12 protein-coding genes are annotated in these 21,833 nt (G+C 47.4%); 8 read left to right on the top strand and 4 right to left on the bottom strand.

The features are described 5' to 3' along the window. The first annotated feature begins 31 nt into the window (after window positions 1-31). The 4 genes from AC0QHF_RS19300 to AC0QHF_RS19285 all read left to right on the top strand — a co-directional run bounded on the left by AC0QHF_RS19300 (window position 32) and on the right by AC0QHF_RS19285 (window position 8,099). Window positions 32-2,863 carry an eCIS core domain-containing protein gene (locus AC0QHF_RS19300; protein ID WP_324705868.1) on the top strand — a complete coding sequence of 944 codons (2,832 nt, stop codon included), beginning with the start codon at window positions 32-34 and terminating at the stop codon, window positions 2,861-2,863. Window positions 2,864-2,880: 17 nt separating this feature from the next. Continuing rightward, complete coding sequence (locus AC0QHF_RS19295) at window positions 2,881-3,678, top strand: AAR2 splicing factor family protein (RefSeq protein ID WP_324705867.1); 798 nt, start codon at window positions 2,881-2,883, stop codon at window positions 3,676-3,678. A 133-nt stretch (window positions 3,679-3,811) separates the two neighbouring features. Next, a complete protein-coding gene (locus AC0QHF_RS19290) occupies window positions 3,812-6,622 on the top strand; it encodes an eCIS core domain-containing protein (protein ID WP_324705866.1) in 2,811 nt (936 codons plus the stop codon). Window positions 6,623-6,701: 79 nt separating this feature from the next. Beyond that, the gene (locus AC0QHF_RS19285) at window positions 6,702-8,099 is read left to right on the top strand and encodes a cache domain-containing protein (RefSeq protein ID WP_324705865.1); all 1,398 of its coding nucleotides are present in this window, start codon (window positions 6,702-6,704) and stop codon (window positions 8,097-8,099) included. Here AC0QHF_RS19285 and AC0QHF_RS19280 read toward each other — a convergent pair. The 3 genes from AC0QHF_RS19280 to AC0QHF_RS19270 form a co-directional block, all read right to left on the bottom strand. Continuing rightward, complete coding sequence (locus AC0QHF_RS19280) at window positions 8,096-14,941, bottom strand: eCIS core domain-containing protein (RefSeq protein ID WP_324705864.1); 6,846 nt, start codon at window positions 14,939-14,941, stop codon at window positions 8,096-8,098. The genes AC0QHF_RS19285 and AC0QHF_RS19280 overlap by 4 nt on opposite strands. 184 nt (window positions 14,942-15,125) lie before the next feature. Beyond that, a complete protein-coding gene (locus tag AC0QHF_RS19275) occupies window positions 15,126-15,380 on the bottom strand; it encodes a Nif11-like leader peptide family natural product precursor (RefSeq protein ID WP_324705863.1) in 255 nt (84 codons plus the stop codon). 193 nt (window positions 15,381-15,573) lie between these two features. After that, window positions 15,574-16,686 (bottom strand): hypothetical protein, encoded by a 1,113-nt coding sequence (locus AC0QHF_RS19270; protein ID WP_324705862.1) that lies wholly within the window; start codon window positions 16,684-16,686, stop codon window positions 15,574-15,576. A gap of 91 nt (window positions 16,687-16,777) precedes the next feature. Here AC0QHF_RS19270 and AC0QHF_RS19265 point away from each other — a divergent pair, with 91 nt between their 5' ends. Both AC0QHF_RS19265 and AC0QHF_RS19260 read left to right on the top strand, forming a co-directional pair. Further along, entirely contained in the window at window positions 16,778-18,676 is a 1,899-nt protein-coding gene (locus AC0QHF_RS19265) for a tetratricopeptide repeat protein (RefSeq protein WP_324705861.1), read from the top strand. 81 nt (window positions 18,677-18,757) lie between these two features. Then, window positions 18,758-19,429, top strand: coding sequence for a leucine-rich repeat domain-containing protein (locus tag AC0QHF_RS19260; protein WP_324705860.1), 672 nt, complete (start codon window positions 18,758-18,760; stop codon window positions 19,427-19,429). 27 nt (window positions 19,430-19,456) lie between these two features. On the opposite strand, the gene AC0QHF_RS19255 is transcribed toward AC0QHF_RS19260, so the two are convergent. Then, window positions 19,457-20,098: a DUF1361 domain-containing protein gene (locus tag AC0QHF_RS19255; RefSeq protein WP_324705859.1), complete on the bottom strand. Its 642-nt coding sequence runs from the start codon at window positions 20,096-20,098 to the stop codon at window positions 19,457-19,459. 223 nt (window positions 20,099-20,321) lie between these two features. Here AC0QHF_RS19255 and AC0QHF_RS19250 point away from each other — a divergent pair, with 223 nt between their 5' ends. Together AC0QHF_RS19250 and AC0QHF_RS19245 are read left to right on the top strand one after the other, a co-directional pair. Further along, a complete protein-coding gene (locus AC0QHF_RS19250; protein WP_324705858.1) occupies window positions 20,322-21,173 on the top strand; it encodes a M48 family metalloprotease in 852 nt (283 codons plus the stop codon). A 54-nt stretch (window positions 21,174-21,227) separates the two neighbouring features. Next, a complete protein-coding gene (locus AC0QHF_RS19245; RefSeq protein WP_324705857.1) occupies window positions 21,228-21,671 on the top strand; it encodes a hypothetical protein in 444 nt (147 codons plus the stop codon). The last annotated feature ends 162 nt before the right edge of the window (window positions 21,672-21,833 follow it).

Below are 21,833 nucleotides of genomic sequence, written 5' to 3'. Positions count from 1 at the left end.
CAATGGAAGCGGCAATTGGGAGGGTGTTCTAATGAAAATACAACGCCGGAAAAAACGCCAAAACGAAAGCCCTGCAGCCCCCGTGCAGGAACAATTTCAGTCCCGGCCGTTTCAGGACGCCAACTTTGCCCCCCCGGACAAACAAGCCGCCCCGCAGGAACGCGAATCACAGCCGGAAGCGTCCGGGTTCGATTTTGCCAGCATTCCCCTTTTTAGCAATGGTAATAGTACCCCAACCCAGCCCATCCAGCGCAGCGAAGAAGAAGACGTGCAGATGCAGGCGGAACCCAACTCGCCCCTGCACCGCCAATTTCAAAATTTAGCCCGAAGAGATAACCCGCAAAATTCCGCACCCCCGCCACCCATTCAAGCCCAACTCACCGTGGGGGCAGTAGGGGACAAATACGAACAAGAAGCGGACCGGGTGGCGGATGCGGTAGTCGATCGCATCCAATCTCCCCCCACGACGAAAGAGGTTCAGAAACAGGAAGAAGAAACACTGCAACAAAAACCCCAATTATCGACTCCGCCGACGATTTCTAAATTGCAGAAAAAAGAGCAGCCAGAAACGGTACAGCGGGAGTCCGAAGAAGAAGATGAAGATGTACAAATGAAGCCCCAGACGACTGAAGCCGGGGGAGAAGTGTCGGCGGATTTCGAGTCATCCCTTCGGCGAGAAAAGGGTGGCGGACAACCGTTGAATGAGAACTTGCAGTCCCAAATGGGTTCGGCGATGGGGGCGGATTTTAGCGGCGTGCGGATTCATCAGAATTCCCCGGCAAATCAACTGAATCAATCCATCCAAGCCAAGGCTTTTACTACGGGACAGGATATCTTTTTCAAACAGGGAGAATATCAGCCGGAGAGTCGGGGCGGACAAAAGCTAATCGCCCATGAGTTGACCCATGTGGTGCAGCAGGGTGGGGCATCAAATAATCACGCTGTTCAAGCCGATTTCATTCATCCGATAATTCAACGCAAGTTGAGTAAAGAGCAAATTAAACACGCCAACCGAATTCGTAAAGCCAGGGGTCTTCCTTTGCTTTCTGTCAAGGAAACCAAAAAACTCAAAACAATCGAAGAAGCGATTGGAACACCTGTGGCGACCAATAAATCCACAAAGTCTAAAAATATTGCCAATCCGGAAAATGTTAAAAACAACAGCAAATCTAGCGGAACGAACAGCGGTTCAATACCAAACAGCCCTGAATATGTGTGGGCTAACGCTGATACTCTGGGCAATGTAAGTTTACAAGAGGCGAGAAAAATTCTTGAAAGTGCTTTTTATTCTAACTGGTTTTTAGCACAAGAGTACCTGCTGTATACAGACAAATGGGTCCAACTAGGAAAAGAAAAACAAGAAGCAGAAGCTAAGTTAGATAATTTCAAAAAGCTGATGAAGATTTTTATACAACTACGACAAGAAGAAACCAATAATCTTTTAAAAGATATTCAAACAGAATTGTGGACACAAAATCAATTTAAAGAGATGAAGTATGAGGAACAAGTTTTGGCTTGGGGGTCAGCAGGCAGCACATCTTTAACCTCGGATATTGATTATAATTTGAAAGGAGCGGGTTCCATTCAAGCAGTGGGTTTATTTAATCAATATTTCAAAACGAAGTTAAATTGGGCATTAGACCCCGGAACTGTTTATGATGTCAATGTTTATGCTCAAGATTTTATGACTCCTAGCCTCAACAAAGAAGGTAAACCAAGTAAACCATTTGATATGAAAAAAATTGACGATAAAAATAGTACCATAACGCCTGTGCAGGAAATTCAAGAATTAAATGCACCCGAGGCACGAGAATCATTGGGTTTTGAGGCATTTTCTTTAAACCAAGATGTTTGGTCTATGCTAAAAATGCGAATTTATATGAAAAATAGTGAGTGGAATAACTATAAGCAAGAAATATTACCACAACCTCAAGGATATACTTCCGATGATGAGTTCGCTCGTCGATCGCAAATCGAAAATCAAATTGAAGATGCAGAAGGTTATTACCAAGACTATCAAAGTAGTTTAGACAAGAAAATTAAGGAGATTGAAAATAGCGGGGATGAAATTTATCAAAAAATGCGGTCTATGTTAGATCAAGGGAAAGCGCATCTTTCCCATCACCAGACGGAAGAATCTAAAAAAATGATGGCTGCAAATTTAATTTATGAAGAAAAATTACAAACAGTCAGTCAATTACGGCAAGAGTTACAAAATTTAAAATCATTACAACCCCTCAAAAAAGAATCTCAAATAAAAGCAGTAGGAATTAAGCTCAAAAACGCTCTATCAGAAGCTATTATTTATTCAAATGAAGCTTATTTCACCCAAGGAGCCGTTCATTTTTCGGTCATCGGACAACAAATTGGCAAAGGAAAGTCTACTTTAATTATGTCTCAAGAAGAGCATCTTCATTCTTTCCGAGAGCAAGTTGGAGATACATTGAAAGTTTTGAGTAATTATGAAGATAATCAGGTTATAAAGGCTGCCAGTAAAGCCGGTAAATATATCGATCGCATGGCGAAATCTGCAATCCCAATTATGGATGAAAATCAGCCAGTTGGTTATCAAGAACTGGCGGAGATTGGAGCAGAAGCTGCCAAGCTGAAATCGGACAAAACCAAAGTAGAAGAATTGAGGGATAAATCGAGTGAAAAAGGGTTAAATGATGCAGAGAGCCAAGAATTATCAGATTTAGAAAATACAGTTGACCTGCGCAATGGTCAATTCCCAGACTTCGTTAAAGCTCGTTTTGAAACGGTTGCCCAACTCAGGGAAACGGTGATTAAAGTTGGCAAACAAGTCGAGATCGATTTTCGTAAGAAGCAACGAGAAAATAACCAAAACCAAAATCCAATGTAATTCCACCTAAATGAGCGATGAGTTATATTATCTTGCGCGACATTCCCAAGCAGTCCGTTCAACTTGACCTCCTGGTGCATCAAATCCAAGGCGGTTTCCGAGGCTTTCGAGAAGTTCCCCCAGGTTTCCATTATGGGGCAATTTTAGACCGGGGAGAATGGAGAAATTTTTGGTGCTATCTTTCACCTGAAACGGTATTGGTGAAAAGATTTGATGCGGACCAACAACAGTTGGTTGATGAGACGCCGGAACAGACAGCTCAATATTCTCAGCTCGCCCATCAAAATGCACTGGATATGGCATTGGTTCCCTACCCAGCCAATCAGTGGCAAGGTTGGCACTCTATTACTCAATATATTACCACCGATTCACCCATATTACATAAAAACGCTGCATCAGATTTTTCGAGTGAATTTGCCCCCAATCATCCATCTCGGTTTGAACAAAATTTCCGGGAAACTCATCATGGAAATATAGCAGATTTTTTGGAAGAATTTCAATTTGCTTTTTTATGTTGGTTGATGTCTTTAAAAGGGGAGGTCGATCTTGTGGCTCAACAAAGATGGTCTTCGTTACTGAATGGAATGTATAATGCGGGGGAGTTTGCGATCGCATCTCATCCAGATCTGTTCAGTCAATTTGTAGATGCTCTCTTACCACAGTTGGATCAAATCCCGCCAGAAGCGTTCACCCAAGATAGCATTGTTTGTACTCATTTAGATGATTTTATTGAAGATATGAATGACAGCGAAAATATGAATTTAAAAAAGAAAGCAAGAATATTATTGAATTATATCACAAAACGAAAACTATGAGGCTGTAATAAATCACCATGTTCAACAAAAAACTATTTTGTAATTCGGAATAAATACGATATATTTTATCCCTATAAATGGGGTTTACATCGCATTTAAAAACTCAATTAATTCAAATAAGGAGTCCCGATCAATGAAAATCCAACGCCGGAAAAAACGCCAAAACGAAAGCCCTGCCCCCGTGCAGGAACAATTTCAGTCCCGGCCGTTTCAGGATGCCAACTTTGCCCCCCCGGACAAACAAGCGGCCCCGCCGGAACGCGAATCACAGCCGGAAGCGTCCGGGTTCGATTTTGCCAAAATTTCCATTGTGGGCAATGGCGACGCCCCAACCCAACCCATCCAGCGCAGCGAAGAAGAAGACGTGCAGATGCAGGCGGAACCCAACTCGCCCATGCACCGCCAATTTCAGAATTTAGCCCGAAGAGATAACCCGCAAAATTCCGCACCCCCGCCACCCATTCAAGCCAAACTCACCGTGGGGGCAGTAGGGGACAAATACGAACAAGAAGCGGACCGGGTGGCGGATGTGGTTGTCGATCGCATCCAATCTCCCCCCGCGACGACAGAGGTTCAGAAACAGGAGGAAGAAACACTGCAACAAAAACCCCAGTTATCGACTCCGCCGACGATTTCTAAATTGCAGAAAAAAGAGCAGCCAGAAACGGTACAGCGAGAGTCCGAAGAAGATGATGAAGACGTACAAATGAAGCCCCAGACTGCCGAAGCTGGGGGAGAAGTGTCGGCGGATTTCGAGTCGTCCCTTCGGCGAGAAAAGGGCGGCGGACAACCGTTGGATGAGAACTTGCAGTCCCAAATGGGGCGGGCAATGGGAGCAAATTTTGGCGGCGTGCGGATTCATCAGAATTCCCAAGCCAATCAACTGAATCAGTCCATCCAAGCCAAGGCTTTTACGACGGGCAAAGACATCTTTTTTAAACAGGGAGAGTATCGGCCGGAGAGTCGGGGCGGACAAAAGCTCATCGCCCACGAGTTGACCCATGTGGTGCAGCAGGGTGGGAGTCAAATTCAGTCGAAAAAAGACGACAATTCAACCGTCGCTACTGGGGGCTTACTCACGCTACAAAGGAAAACATATACAGTAAAAGATAAAGCTCATGCCAGAGATGAAAATAAGAAGAGTAAAGAAAAATATAATCCTGGGGATTTGGTCGAAATTAGTGATGATGAAACTCAGCACAAGATCGATCCGGCTGGCAACAATAGATGGTATCGAATTAAAGATAGTCAACCTCCTCGTTATATTCGGGCAACTCGATTGCAGTTGTATGGAACTTATATCTCCGACAAGAAACGTGTCAATAGCAATGATAAGGCTTTAGAATCACAAAAAGATAATATCGAAAAAATAAACGAATTGACAAGAATTGAAAAGCGAGACTATAAAAACAAAAAAGGTGAAACAGAATCGAAGAAAATGAATCTTGCCGAGCAAATCGACTTGGGCAAAGGTTTTCTGAAAGATGATGATGATACAGATGATATCGTTAAAGTGATAACAAAAGATGATATCGTTAAAGTGATACAAGAGTTGAGTCAAATTCCCGAAGGGAAAACCTACTTATCTCAAAATGGTTTTCTTACCCAGGAAGAGTTAGAAAAGGTGGCAGAAGAAAAACGAGTGATCGGAGATTGGGAAAGATATGAAGAACATGACATTGACCTTAAAACTCTGGGAATTGCGCCTGATGTTCGTGGAGAGGCAGTTTTGAGTCCAATTCACCGTCTGCAAATTGCGACTTATCAGCGAGATTTAGGAATTAAGGATGAAAAATTTCGTCAAACCCCCGGATATTTGCGTTATGAAGCGAAGAATATGAAGAAAGCTAAAGAAGAGTACGAGAAAGCTGCCAAAACCGATCCTAATAGTGAAGATAGCCAGAAGAAAAAGGAAAACTATGAAGCCGTGAAGAAAGGGATCTATGATAAAGATACTGAAATGTGGGAAAAGGCTCTAAATAATGATTTAACAACTATACCAAAGTCAAATCAAGAGATCGCCAAAAAATATCAGGAACAAACGGATTCAGCCATTGCCATTCTGAAACGAGTTTTTATTGTTCTTCAGCATGGATTGATGTACCGTGATGACCAAGACAAACCCAAGTTTGAGGAATGGCAAGAGAACGTTGCAGTGGCACTCTCCCACGGCGGTCGCGTCATGATCAATTTGCCCCCTCTTCAAGGCAAACAAGACCAGCATGAGTTTATTTATTGGCTGCTGGGTGGTTCATCAGCCCAAGTCCAAGAACATAAACCGAAATCACATAATGACAAGGGTGCGGATAAATCCAGTGACTATTACAAAGCAAAGGTCGATACTCGAATTGCTTCTAGTCACGACGTAGAGGTTACTCAAAATTCATTGAAGGAGGTCAAGAGTAACACTTTTGATATCAAGGGTAAAGTCCCTGGAGCCACGAGTACCATCAAACATTATGGAATGGATATACCGTTGGGTGGACTGGGCAATGAAGATATGGCGGGTGATGTCATCCTACCAGATGGCCGACACGGTCATATGTACATCTACTACAGGCCTCCAAGCAAGGAAAAACCTGGCAGCGTACTAATTGGTGCTGAAACCTCCAGAATGGCTCATACAGATGTGTTTGGTATGTATCACGATAAGAGGGGCGCTCCGGCTGAGGTGTCTCCCACCGGGACCAGTAAAGCCGGAAGGATCGGTGCGGAATTTGGCGGTCGGGTCGTTGACTATACGACCCTAAGTGAGGATGGGAAGAGTCTAACAGTTAAAGATGCCGATTGGTTAAAACAGCTTAAGACAGCGGAAGAAAATGTGCAGAAAGGTGTCATTACATCTAAAGAGTTGTTGGGAGAAAAATTAAAGGAAGAACGCAGAAAGTTATTATTTGAAAAGCCGATGCCAGAACAACAAAATTCACAAAAAGAAGACGGCTAATAAAAATAGAGTATTTCAATGTAAATTGAATGAAATCAAGTCTATATTTGTACTTGATGCAATTGTCAAATGAGGAGCGATGCTGAAACGTTTCATCTCAATTCGATATGTCCTGCCCCTGTCGATCGCTCTCCCGTTGTTACTCGCCACAGGACTAACCACCCTGCTGGCATTTCTCAGCGGCCGCCACGCGATCGATGTCCTGAGTTTAGAATTGAGCAATAAAGCTCTGCTGTCAATCGAAAAACACATCGCCGCCGCCCTAGAAGTTCCCCAACTGATAAACCGCTACAATGCGATCGCGGCGGGTCAAGGATTTCTCGATCCCAATAATTTCGAGGTCTTGCAATCCTACTTCTGGGATCAAACCAAAACTCGTCAGTCCGGCCTCGACATTTATTTTGGGTCAGAAAATGGCAATTTTCTGGAAGTGAAACGCTTCCCGGATGGTCGGACTTCCCTATTGTTGCGCGATCGCACCACCGCCCCCCGTTTGGAAGAGTACAGCCTCGACAGCCGGGGACGCAAGGGGGAGAAAAGAGTGACAGAACAACAGTACGATCCCCGCATCCGCCCTTGGTATACTAAAGCCCGGGAAGTCGGCGATCTGACCTGGAGTCCCATTTATATTTTTGCTACTTACAGACAGTTAGGGATTACCTCAACCGTACCCCTTTATAACGCTCAAGGTGATTTCATCGGCGCTTTTGGTATCGATTACCGGCTGAGTGAAATTAGTGATTTTCTTGCCGGTTTGGAAATCAGCCCCCGAGGGGTGGTATTTATTATCGAGCCTTCCGGCGACTTGGTTGCTAGTTCAACAGCCCAAGAGCCATTTCTGGAAATCGACGAAAAACAGGAACGATTGCCCGCCATTCAAAGTCAGGAACCCGTGATTCAATTCACCATGAAATACCTGTTGAAGAACAGCGACAACCTAGCTGATATTCAGGAAAAAACGGGCTTCAGCTACAGATTGCAGGGTCAACGGCAACTGGTACAGGTGGCTCCCTTGCAGGAAAATTTGGGTTTAAACTGGCTAATTGTGGTGGTGATTCCCGATCGCGATTTTACCGAACTGGTTTATGGGAACATTCGTTTTATTCTGGCGATCGGAATCATCGTAACAGGTGTTGCGACGGTCTTGGGAGTGGTGGCATCGCAGTGGATTGTGGGGCCGGTGGGGGAATTACACCGGGCGGCGAAGGCTTTAAAAACCGATGATTTTGATGCGCTCAGTTTACAAGAAATAGCATCCCGACCCGATGAAATTGGCGAATTTAGCCAGACATTTTTGGAAATGGTTGAAAGCATCGATACCCGCCAACAAAGCTTGGGGGAAAAACTCGAAGAACTCAGCCGAAAAAATGAGGAGTCGCGACGAACCGCTTCTCAGGGTCGGGGATTCAATCTTGAGGACTTACAAAACTTAATCGCACGCTCCCAACAGGTGCGACAGAAGCGCTCCCATGATTAGTTCTCCGAGTCTGGATTAGCCCGAACCATCACTTCGATGCTGTTGGAACTGATCGGCCGCACTTTCGTGGTGATGTCGAGTTCCGGGAGTTGGGAGACGTTGGGTTTCTGGGATTTCTTCGTGCTCGCCGGTTTGGGGGATTGACCTTTGGCAGATCCGATTTGCGATCGCGTGGTTTTTGCCGATTTGCCGGTTGGTGACTTGAGTTCCGCCGCCAAGGTTTTATCGATGCCAATATTAGCAGGCGTACCCCCTTCCCTCGCCAGCCGCTTCAAAAAGGCTTTCATCTTTTGAGCATCCAAATATTTACCTTTCCCCTGAACGTTGACAATGTAAGCGAAGCTATCGCCGATGGTCATCGTCCGCACCAATTTTACAACGTCGAGGTCAAATTTAACTCGCACATCTTCGAGTTTGCTACTGACCATCGTTTTATCGGGATTCTGATTGATAATCGCTTTGATTGCCTGCACTACATTTCCAATCAGTGCCGGGGACATTTCGACTTCTTCGATCGCCTCCGGATTATCCATATTTTCTTTCAGTTTCTTCTTCGGTTCTTCTTCTTCCTCTTTCTTTTCAGTTATTGTCACTTTCATTTTTAACTTGCGCTTTTTGATCCGCGATCGGATGTTCACTTTTTGATTTTTATCTTTCTTTGCCTGAATCGTGGGAATTGGCGGGCGATCGCCAATTGGAAGAACGGGAATCACTTCGCGGCTGTAGGTATCCGACGCAAAAAAGCGTTGAATGTCGGGCTGTTCTCCCGACTGTTGCACGACGTGGGTGAGTTCGTGGGCGAGGAGTTTTTGACCGCCGGAACTGTGGGGATTATAAGTATCTTGGCGGAAGAAAATATTTCCTTCCGTCGTAAATGCTTTTGCATTCAAGGAACGACTGAGGCGATCGCTTTCCGTATCCCGGTGGATGCGAACTCGCCCAAAATTGAAGCCAAACGCCGCTTCCATCGGTTCTCGAACCGATTCTGACAGAGCTTCTCCTTGACTTTCATGTGTTTCTAAAGCTGTTTCAATTGCAGGTGTTATTTCCTTATAATTGGAGCCGATTGATGCCTCCTTTTTCTGGACTTTACCTTTATTTTTGGTTTTTCTTTCCACTCCGACAATGACGTAGCTGCTCCCCTTTTTCGTCTTTTTCTTGTTCTTCATTTTCAGGGATTTCAGTTTATAATTCTTCTTGAATTTTTTCAGCAGCTTTTTAACCCGACGGGCTTTCGGATTTTTCTTGATTTTCTTCTTCAATTTTGTCGCGACTTTCTTCAGAACTTTGGATTTTTTCTTTTTCTTTTTATTGTTTTTCTTTTTGTCTTTCTTGTCCTTTTTCTTGGATTTAGTTTTGTCCTTCTTATTTTTCTTTTTCTTTTTGTCCGTCTTCCCTTTCTTCTTGGATTTGGTTTCACCCTTCTTATTTTTCTTTTTCTTTTTGTCCGTCTTCCCTTTCTTCTTGGATTTAGTTTTGCCTTTCTTTTTCTGACTCTTTTTCTTGCCCTTCTTCTTGTTTTTTTTGTTTTTGCCTTTTTTCTTGGATTTTTGATCCTGCGAATCTTCCAATGAATCCATCAGAAAAGCGGCGGGATCGAGAACCATCAAAACGCTGCCGACAGAATCAAAAACACCACCCACAACCTTATCAACCGGACTTCTCAACTTTTCAATCACTTTTTGAATTTTGCCGGGAAGACCACCCAAACCTAAAACGCTGGCCAACAGTCCCAAAACGAGCGGAAGAATTTTAACCAATGCAAACTCAACCGCCTTGGCAATTTGGCTGACAATTTGGGAAATAATCGCATCCATTACCGATCCGATCGCCTCCAAAAGCTCCCGGATCATGTCCATATTGTTGATAAAAAATATCAGTAAATCAACAATTGCTTTGGCAATTTTGACAATTCCTGAAGCCGGATTCGTCAAACTTAAAACCCATTGAATCCCCGCAATCACAATTTGAGGAATTACCACCTCAAACATGATGCCACTCATGAACACATCTTTAAGGGTGGATAAACCCGATTTGATGAAGTCCCACAACACCATGATCCCTTTCTTGGGAAACTCCACGATCGCCGTAAAAAAGCTGACCGCCAACGCCGGTAAATCCTCGGGTATGGATTCCAAATACTCTTTCAAGGCGGCGGGTCCATCTTCGATCAGAGTGGTTAAAATGTCACTCGCCCAATCTGGCAACGCCCCGGAAGCCAACTCAAAAATATAATCTTTCGTCAAACCCAAAACTTGCAGGATGATATCGAGAATCCCCTGTAAATCAAACTTGTCGGGAAACTTGATCGGCATATCCATTCCCAACAGCCAATCAAAAAGGGCATTTTTAAGGTGGGTGGCAATATTTTTTCCGAAGTTTTTAAATCCTTCTCCAACGCCACCAAATAGGGCATCCATGATCCCGCTCGGGTCGTCAACAAACGCATCCAGAAAATCCCCCGCCCGACTCCCAACCCCGGGAATTTGTGCGATGACCGGTTCGATGACTCGCAACACCTGCCGCAGAATCCAGGCGGCTAGTTTGGCAATGGCGGCAACGGCTTGGGCGAGTAAACTTTTATTTTGGTCTTTTAATTCTTTGATGCGTTTGTCAATTTCTTTGAGGCTGGCTTCATATTTTGCCGTCAAATCATCGACCAGTTTGTTTTGGCGATCGTTAATACTGCTTTCCAAACTGTCAAATTGAGCCTGCACGTTAGCCGCCGCTTCGTTGCCGACCCCTTTCAAACTTTCCGGCAAAGCGGCGACGTAGGTGGTGACGCGATCGCGCCCTTCTTGAACTGCATTTTTTGCATTCGCCAATTCTTCTTCGACGATATCGGCAATCCGATATACCCCGGCTTTTTGTTCGGCGACAAACACTTCCCGAGCCGTCGCATAGATATTATTCACTTCGCTGGGAAGGCCGCTAATAATTTTATTATACGCCCACAGAGGCAAATTAAAAAAGCGTTTCAGATAAAAGCGAACCTTGACATAAGCCCAACCCGTCTTGATCTCGATCCAGGGTATCCACAGCGGGTTTCTGTTGTAGTAATAATCATGTTTCCACTCTTGAAATAATTCTTGCTGTTTGGCTTCAAAAGCGTCTCTCGCCTTTTTGTTCGTCGCTTCAAATTCGGCATTAACCCGGGCATCCATGCGATCGAGAATGCCGTTGACATTGACTTGAGTTTCGTCATAAATTGCCTGAATTTCTTGGGTGACTCTCGCCCGTTCCCCTTCGTCCTTTTGTTGGGCTTGGGCTTGGGTATTGGCGACATTAATAAATTCCTCGCTTCGCGTCGCGAACATCTGCTCTTGAGAGTCGAAAACAGCCCCGGATTGAACGTCGAGGGTTTCTTCCTGAACCCCCTGTTCTTCCTCTCGAAAACTCGTCGCCGTTTCCTCGACATTTTCTTTCGCTTCTTCGACTGAATCGGAAACATTAATTCCCGCTTCCGACTCGTACAATTCCACCCGATTTTGATCGAGAATTACCTCCCCTTCTTGGGTCGGTTTTTCGGCTGTAAATCCCTCTGCGTCCCGCTGAATCATCCGTTGCGGATGGGATACCGTGGCATTCACCGGAACCACTTCACTCTCGCTTTCTTCTTCTAGGGAGGACGAGGTTTCCGCCTCCGGCATCCTCATCACCGTTTCCGCCGTGCGATCGGCTTCCTGCTCGTATTTGTCCCACGGTGCCCCCACGATCGACTTCTTCTGAAGCTTTGCGGGAATCAATTCATCTAAAGCCTGTTTCGTTTCTTCTAAGGGCTTTTCGACCTGTTCTTCCGACTGAGATTTCGGCACCGTCGCTTCCGCATCGATCGCTTCCGGAACGGGGGCTTCTCCAGTTTCTTCAACGGGGTCCGGAGTCGGCGTTGAAACCTTCGGTTCCTCCAGATCTGGCGCGGGCTCTCGGGTGGCGGAATCTTCGAGTTCTCCCCCCGATTCGGATTTGGTATTTTCAACTTCTTGTTTGATGTCTTCCGTCGCCTCACCCGCACCTTTAGCCTGTTCGACATCTTCCTGACTCTCGGGTTTATTTTGATCGAGTACAGCCAGAAGGTTACTGATAAATTCTTCCTTATTAAACGGTTTCACTTCCTTCAGGGAAGCCTCTTCCGATTGAGATGCTTGAGCCTCCCGCATTTGCTGGGCGGGGTCTACGGCGGCATCTTGGGCTTCTCTGGCTTTATCGGCGGCGGGTTTGTGGGTACTTTGTTCGGCGGCGAGGTGTTGGGTTTGTCCCACTGCGGCTTTAAATGCCGGGTCAGAATCGGGCGATCGCGGCGCGGGTTTTCCGGTCAAATCCGGGGCTTCAACCACACCCGGATCGTCCAATCCTTCCGGAGTATCTGTCGCTTCCAAAAAGCCATCTTCCGGGCTGGTTTCCTTTTCCTGTTCTTCCGCTTTTTTTTCCCCTTCTTTTTCCGCTTCTACCTCCGCTTTCTCAGCCTGGGCATCTGCTTCTTCTTTGGCTTTCTTTTCCCCGGCAATATCTTTGACTTTTATCTGTTGTTCTTTTCCGTCTGTTTCGTCAGCCTTGGACATCTCTGAATCGGTTGCTTTTTCAGAGGATTTTTCTAAAGTTTTTCCTTTTTCTTTAGCTTTTTCTTCATCCTCAGCACCGACCATTTCTTCCGTTTTATCAGCCTCTTCTTTGGTAGATTTTTCCGTTTTTTCAGCTTCAGAAAAATCTCCCCCTTCGCTTTTCTTATTTTTAATTTCATCAGCTAAGGCTGTCTCGGCTTCAGTTTTATCTTCTTTGATTTCCTCTTTTTTTTCAGAATCGCCTTCTTCTGACTCCGACTCCGACTCCGACTTGTCGCCGTCTGATTCACCGTCTGATTGGTCGCTTGATTGACTATCAGATTTTTGAATTTCCTTTCTATTTATTGATTTTTTCTTTATTCTTTTTTTGTCTTTATTTTCGCTTGCTTCTTTTTCTTCCTCTTCACCTTCTTCTTTTTCCTCTTCGCCTTCCTCTTCGCCTTCCTCTTTTTCTTCCTCTTTATCTTCCCCTTCTTTTTCTTTCTCTTCCAACTCTTTTTGTCGTTTTTTATCCTCTTCTTCTTGTTCTTTTTTTCGTTTTTTCTCCAGTTCTTCCCTCAAGTCCCGGCGCTGCACGATCGCTTCCGAACTCGAAATCATGTCTGGTTGTCGCCGAACTTTATTATTTTTATCCGGAATTTCTAATGTCGATTTATCCTTTGCTTTTGACCCCGTTTGCTGCACGGTATGGGTGAGTTCGTGAGCCAGTAATTTTTTACCCTGTTCTGATTCCGGGTTATATTCTCCGGCATTAAAATAGATATCTTCCCCATAGGTAAATGCTTTGGCTTCCAACTCCTGATTCATCCAAGCCGCGTCCCCATCGGTATGAACTCGGACTTTTCCAAAGTCTTGCCCGAACCGAGATTCCATAAAGTCTCGGGTGTCTTCCGGCAAAGGATTACCACTCCCCTTCTTCGCTTTCAGGCGGCGTTCGATATCTTGATCGGCTTCAAATGCACGGCTTTTGGGGCGTTTTGATTTCCGATTTTTATTGGATTTTAGAGTAATATTTACATTTTGCTCATCCTCGCTTTCTTCCGAGGAATGAAGCAGGGCATAAGGAATGGCAGAACGGCGACGGGGACGGTGGCTATTGATGCGTTGAATAGTGGGAGAAATAACTTCCGCCGTTTCTTCTTCTTGGCGTTGAATGGGCTCGGCTGTGGGGGGCAAACGCATCAACATGACCATATCCGCCATGCGATCGGCTTCTCGTTCGTACTTGTCTCCGGGGGCTCCGACAATCAGTTGCGGTTGAAAAGGCAATCCCCCAGAATTGGGTGAAAAGGGTTTTAAATTGATGCTGACATTTTCTTCATCTGAAGAACGCTGAATCGAAAACCCTGCCAAATTCGATACAGTTGAAGAGAAGGGTTTTAAATTGATACTGACATTCTCTTCGTCCGATCGCTGAATGGGAGCAGTCCCTATATAAGATATCATCGAAGACAAAGGTTTCAAATTGATACTGACATTCTCTTCGTCCGATCGCTGAACTCTGCCGATCGCCTTCCGTTTAATTCGGTTAATTTTGGAAGTGCGATCGCCCCGCAATTTCGGCTGAACTCTCGCCCCCGTTTGTTGAATCGTATGGGTCAATTCGTGGGCTAATAACCGCCTGCCGCCAGCCGAATTGGGGTTGTATTGTCCGGCATTAAAATAAATATCGTTTTCGTGGGTAAACGCTTTCGCCCTCAAATTGTGGCTGAGTTGAACCGCCTCGCTGTCGGTGTGGAGACGGACCCGGCTGAAATCATTTTCAAACCGAGATTCCATAAACTCGCGGGCGGGTTCTGGCATAGGAACGCCACGACCTTTCCGGCGGATAATGCGGTTGGCGATGTAGGAATGGGCGACAAAAGATCCGTCCCCTTTCGGCTGACGTTGCAGTTGGGTGTCGGGCGGTTTATTGTCCTCCGGCGGCGGCGTTTCCGGTGGTGCCAGCTCGTCCATTTCCGCCGTTTCTTCTCCGCTTAAATCGCTGTTTTCTTCCCCCTCTTCGTCTGCCGGGGAGGTGACGAGGCGTTTCGGTTGCAGTTTGGCGGGGGTGTAGTCGAGGATGGACAATCGGTCAAATTTATAGCCGGAAGCGAGGTTGGCTTGGCGTCGGATCTCCGGTGGGTTCGGGGGGGAAAAAAAGTGCGATCGCCCGTCGGTAGCAGTTTCCGGCGTTGCGGTGTCGGTTTCGGCAAACGATCGCGATCGCGGTAAAGCCGTTTTAGCCTGTACACTCGGGGTGGCGGGCGATATCTGCGGGATTTTCGTTCTAATTTTGACCATCTTTCCCCCAAAGGTACAGCAAGCGTAACTTTACCTTTTCGCAATTTATTAATTATAGGGGTTTCCCGCGACGGGCGGAGCATCTGTTAACTAAAGTTCACAATTTTTAGGAGAAATTTGCATTCGGTTTCGGAATTTAATGGCCAGAAATCTCGGCTCGACTTCACCCTCTCAAATCAATCTTTTAACTGGAAAAACAGATCGATTCGATCAGTTGATCCAGCCAAATTCGTCCGTAACGAGACGAGAGTCCGGGGGGACTGTCGAGTTGCAGGACGAGTTCATCAAAGGATGCCGTCAGGACAGCTTGTAATTCTTTGACGGTCACATAATATCCGGCCGATGCGGCAATTTTCGCCAGTTCTTCGCAGTCGGAAGCGGCGATAATTTGTTCCTGCAATTCCGGGCGATTCGCGATCGCATCAATAAAATCTTGCATGACTCGATAAGCGGACAAGCTAGAAGCTTATTCTACTGTAGCACAGGCATCCTGCCTGTAATATAGCAATGTGCAACCATTTGTAAAATTGTCTAGCCCCCAAACCCCCAATCTTGGGGGCTTTGACCGGATCGAATTTTCACGAATCATTTCACACTGCTATAACAAGCTGTAAGGGCAACAACGGACTATTTTACTCTAATTTTACGCCCCAAGATTGGGTGTCTATCCAACCAGGTTGCACCCCCAAATAAGCTTTGAATTCCAAGGGTATTCCCGGGCGATAGATCAGTTTCAAATAAGCCAATCTGCGGAATAAAACGCTTTCCCATCCGGGGCCGAGAAGTTGCGATCGCCGCCGCAGTGTTCCCGGCCAATTTTCGGGGGAATCTCCCTCGCGAGTTAACCCACCAAAGGAGAGGATCGCATCCCGTTTTTGGGGCAGACAAAATCCGGTTTTGACCAAACCTTCGAGGAACAGTTTCCAGGCTTCTCGATTTTCGAGATAGCATTCGATCGCGATGGTGGGTGCGATGTCAGTTTCAATTTCTATCTGCAAATTTGTTGTCTTGATTCCCGGCGATAGGAAAGCCAGAATGGCGGCGATCTGATGGCGATCGCCCTGCCATCCGATCCGGTCTAAATAGGGGCAGATCTGTTGAATAGAAATATCGCTAATATAGAATCGAATATTGTGGGGTTCCCGACTCAGCAACACGCCGGATTGAAACAGTTTCGCTGTCTTCGGTAAAGCGTTCAGCGTGCGTTCGATACGTTGACTTTTTTCGGAAGTTAGCGGATGTTCCAACAATGGATTAAGATGGGTTGAAAGATGGGCGATCGCCGAGGAACCCAAAAAGACGCTGGGGATGGGAATAGCAGGAGGTTCGGCGTCGAGATCGAATTCCAACCACAGGTCTTTAATATAGTCGTAAAAAGATGTATTTGGGGTTGACCATTGAGTGCAAAATTGGCGAATTTTTTGCCATATGGGATGGTCAATTAATTCGTCATCTAGGGACGGGATAGTTTCGTAACCAGCCAATAGGTGATAAAATTGAGGTTGGGTTTCCACCGCTTCCGAACCGGCGACGATGTCCCGGCCTCCGGTTTCCGGACTCACCCGAAAAAAGAGATCGGCTTGGGGGGTGGGGTCGGCGAGGCGGCATTCAAACCCCACCAAGGAGGCGATCGCATCGGGGAAATGTTGCCCGATACCCGACAGGCGGCGGCGGAATTCCGCCGAAATCAGATCGGGGGAAAGGTTGGGGGCGATCGCATCTAAATAATCAGTCAGAGTTCCCATTAGAAAATCTGTAAATTAGATTAAAAAAATTTGGAGTCTGCTTTCCGGCACCTTACAATTAGAGAATATTCAGAATTGAACTCATGAAAAAATGAACGGGACATCGGCGGGAATTCGGGCAACGGTTTGGAGTTGGAGGAGTGGCATCCTGGCAGCACTAATGCTGATTTCGGAAAGTGCGATCGCCACCCATCCCACTTTAGCCCAAATCGAACAATTGCCCAACCGCGATCGCCCCTCCATTCCGCCGGTCAATTGGCCCCGCCCGCAAAATCCGATTATCATCGATGTCGAGACGCCGGAACCGCTGCAACCCCGAAATCCGATTCTTCCTGCCGAAGTCGAGGAGACCCCATCAATTCCCGTGCCCGATCCGCTGCAATCTGTACCCATCCCGCCATCGCCGGATCTGGGGGCTTCTGATGCCTTGGAGGGGTTGGAAGACTTCGACTATTGGGCGAATCTCTGCCACCTTTTAGCTGACCAACAGGAGTACGGAAAGGGCCTCGCTGCCTGCGATCGCGCGATTGTTTTGAAACCCAAAGCGGCGGAAATTTGGGCGGAACGGACTCATATTTTATTAGCAACAAAACAGTATACCGAAGCGATCGCATCCGCCGACATGACCTTGGAACGGGAGTCGAAATATTCCCTCGTTCTCGCCTACCGCTGCGCGGCGTTATCTGCCCTGGGGCGGTACGAAGAAGCGATGGAAAACTGCGATCGCGCCCTGGAAATAGACCGCAATTGGGAGGATGCCACCCCGGCCGTCGTCATCTTTCAAAAAGGGCTGATCCTCGAACGCCAAAACCAATACGAAGTGGCTTTAGAAACTTACGAAGCGGCTCTCAAATTGGAACCAGACAATTCCCAGACTTGGTTGCATCAGTGTCATTCTTGGTATCAATTGGAGGAACCCTACAAGGCGATCGCCGCCTGCGAAAAAGCCCTGAAAATTGATCGCAACTGGGGCGAAAGTTCGGCCGATCGCGCCTGGAAATATCGGGGATTTGCTTCTATTAATTTGGGGAATTACGAAGAGGCCAGCACCTCCTTTGATCGCGCCCTGAATTTGAACGAAGACGATCCCACCCTGTGGGCTGCCCAGGGGTTCGTCTTCAGTGTCCTGAACCGCGATCGGGAGGCTTTAAACGCCTACGAACGGGCGATCGCACTGCGCCCCGACTACTCCTATGCCCTCGTCAACCAGTGCCGGTTATCGAACGATTTGGGGCAGTATCAAGCCGCCCAAAAAGCCTGCGAAGCCGCCTTGGAAGGGGATGGTTTTTGGGACGAGTGGGGTTCGGCCCCCGCCTGGAGTCAGTTGGGCGTCGCCCTCGCCGCCCAGGGCCAACTAGAAGAAGCCAGCATCGCCGCCAACCGCGCCGTCGGATTTCAACCGGACTACGCCGAAGCCTGGAATAATCGCGCCGTAATTTTGTGGTATCGGGGAGACTACCTGGCGGCGTTGGAATCGGTTGATCGCGCCATCCAACTCGACCCGAATTCCGCCAAGGCGTGGCAAAATCGCGGCCGAGTTTTGGCTTCTCTGGAACGGTTCGAGGAGGCGATAAAAGCCTATAATTTAGCGGTGGAATTAGACCCCGAAAACCCCGATCTTTGGTCGAGTCGCAGCGTCGCCCTCTGGCAGGCTGGAGACTATGCAGAAGCGGTCATTTCAGCCAAAGAAGCAGTGATCGTCAACCCCGAATTTTTTCAGGGGTGGTATAATATGGGAACGGCTTTTATCGCTTTAGAAGAGTACGAAGATGCCGTTTTTGCCTATCAGCAGGCGACCCGAATTGAGCCGGAAAATGCCAACGCCTGGGCGATCCGAGGTTACGCTTTGGAACGGTTGGGGCAACTCGAAGCCGCCCGAGAAGCGATCGCCGAAGCCCTGAAGTTGAATCCCAACCAACCCGTCGCCCTGCAAATTCAATATCAACTCGAAACCGAACTCTCAAATCGACAGCCACCCCCATCCCCATAGGCAACTTGATATTACTGCTATAAAAACCTGCGTCTGATATTCTATAATAGAAAAGTAATGCCAATATTCAAGGTGTCAGCAATGGTTTGGCTTGCCCATTTATCCCGACTCTGGCCGCGTGCGATCGCCGCTTCTGTAGTGGGAACAACGATCGCTCTAACAATGGGTGCAATTCCCGTTTCCGTTTCAGCACAGTCCGAATCGACGGAAACCTATACCGATTTTATGGATTGGTGCATGAATCGGGAAAACTTGTCGGAAGAAGCCGAATATACCGTCAAACTCATCTTGGAACAGGCGGGGACATTTAACTGTGTCCGAGCCAGCGAAAATTTGCTCAATTTGACTCGCTTGGATCTGACGACGAGCTTGATCAAAGATGTCGCACCCATCGGAAGTCTGACTAACCTAACTGCGTTGAAATTGATGAATAATCACATTTCCGATGTCAGTCCCCTCGCCAATCTCAAGAATCTCACCAGCCTCGATCTGAGTTACAATCGCATCGTCGATATTTCACCCCTGGCAAATTTGACCAATCTCAACGAGCTCAACCTCAGCTACAACCAAATTTCCGATATCAGCCCCCTCGACAGTTTGTCGGAGTTGAGCGAGTTGAACTTAAACCAAAATGATATCGCCGATATTAGTTCCCTGCAACCCCTGGACAACCTCACCTATTTATTCGTCCGCAACAATCCGATCGCCGACGAAACCTGTCCCGTTTCTCCCAAATATATCTGTCAGTTTTAAGAGGGAAGATCGGAGCGCGTTCAAGGGCTACGGCTCCGGATCTTTAAATTGCCGGTAGAGGTAGCGGAATTGCAGGATCAGCCCCAAGGTGACTTGCTTCATGATCAGATAGGTGACGGAAATAATGACGAAAGTAATTACCATTATCAAGAGCGGTCTTTTGGAAGTCAGATCGTCCAAAGTGCCCACCATCACAACGTGCGGCTGAGTCACCAAGTCCCAGCTATTGTAGCGTCGGAATCGACCCACAAAAATTCCGATCGCGCAAAGAAAGTGAACCAGGAATTCGGCGGGAATAATCCATTTTTTTGCCCCCTGTTTTGCCAAATAATAACCTTGGTTGATGAGGGAAATCGTGTAGGCTTCGATGCCGAATAAAAAAGCCGAGACGTAGAGGGGGATCAACAGCAGGGTAACCCTCCAAATGGAAGCCTCGGAACGAGTGATCTGGATCAGGTGAATGATATCCGTGAGCAAATAGGGCGCGTTGGGCAGAAAGGCGATAAAAACAACCAGGATGACCCACCAAAACCAAGGCCGAGAATCGTTCTTCCAGCGAAATAATAAGACGCTGAGAAGCAAAGGAATCGTCGCCAAAAAGAGATTCCAAATCAACCAATTGTGTCGCTTGAGGATATTGAACGTGTCGGCGATCATTGTTTCCATCATGTTTCAATTTTTCCCCTCTGGCAGTTTTCAGTCTGCGGGGCCGCGGTGTCGCGATCGCCACCGGCGAAGTCCCCGGTCAAGATCAGTATAGCAACAGGATTGGCGGATGTCTTTCCGGAAAAAAACCCGATCGCAATGACCGCCCCCCATTCGCCCTCCAGCAGTGATAGGATTGGGGAAATTCGTTTCACTTAGAGCCCAAGCCCGCATCAAGGAGGGGGCGATGAATCAAATTAAAACAGTCGTGTTATTGGCTTTGTTAAGCGCCTTGCTGATTTCGATTAGCTACTGGGTGATCGGTGGCACTTGGGGAGCGGTAATTGGGGTGGCCCTGGCGGCGGCGACGAACCTAGGATCGTGGTTTTATTCCGATCGCATCGCCCTGAGCGCCTACAATGCCCAACCCGTCAGCTACGAACAGGCGCCGGGACTCCATAACATGGTGCAACAACTGTGCGATCGCGGAAACTTGCCCATGCCCGGAATTTACATCATCCCCACCCAATCCGCCAACGCCTTCGCCACAGGCCGCGACCCCCAACACGCCGCCGTTGCCGTCACGGAAGGCATCCTCGAGTTGCTCCCCGAAGACGAGCTCGAAGGCGTCATCGCCCACGAACTCACCCACATCAAAAATCGGGATACCCTCACCCAAGCCGTCGCCGCCACCGTCGGCGGGGCGATTTCCGCTTTGGCCAATTTTGCCACCTACGCCATGTGGTTCCGGGGTTCGGGGAGCGATCGCGGCCCCAACCCCCTCGGCCTGTTGCTGACGGTGATTCTGGCCCCCATCGCGGCCACCGTCATCCAACTGGCCATTTCCCGGACCCGGGAATTTTCGGCCGACGCGGGGGCGGCAAAATTGACCGGAAACCCCCGGGGGTTGGCCCAGGCGTTGCAGCGACTCGACTCCAACGCCCGCCAGTTGCCGATGGGCGCCAATCCGGCCTTTGAACCGCTTTTGATCATGCACGGATTTTCGGGGCAGATGATGTCCAATCTGTTTTCCACCCACCCGTCCACGGAAGCCCGCATTCAAGCCCTGTTAAAATTGGAACAACAGATGTCCGTCTGAGCAATTATTATTCTTGCGATACCATATCGGTAGTTTCACTCTGGAGAACGAACCATGACCGAAGAAAATATACCCAAGGAGTCCGCGATCGTGGAACAGAATCAAGAAACGAGTCTCGCACCCCAAGAACCAGCCGACAGTGGCGATGGAAAATACGCCGATGTCGAAAAGGCAACCCAAGAACTGATGGATGCTATCAGACACCTGGCTTTGTCCGAAATGCAATCCGCCGGGGATTTTTCCAAAGAAGCCTACATTCGCTCGGTGCGGAATGCCCAGAAGACCATCGAAAGTTTCCAAGGACTGACTCGGGAACAGATGGAAAAATCCGTTCAAACCATCGAATCGGAAGCCGATAAAAACTGGAAAAGCGTGCTCGAAGAAATGCAAGAATGGAGCAACAAAATGCAAGAATTTAGCAATCGCTTAATGAAGGCAGCTCAGGCGGCTTGGGACGTGCTGACGGCGCCCAAAACTACAGATAAAGATACGGAATAGATCGTTTTTGGAATCATTGATTGGAGTTTTACCTCCCTTTTCCCGGTTTCTTTGAAATCGGGTTTTTTATCTCAATCTATGATGATATAGCGCTGCGCGCGGGTGTAGGGTGTAGGGTGTAGGGTGTAGGGGCTAGAAATCGCCAAGACACATGGAAGTTTC

The organism is Lyngbya sp. CCY1209 (genome assembly GCF_055795065.1).
This window is presented reverse-complemented; position numbering and strand designations above follow the sequence as displayed.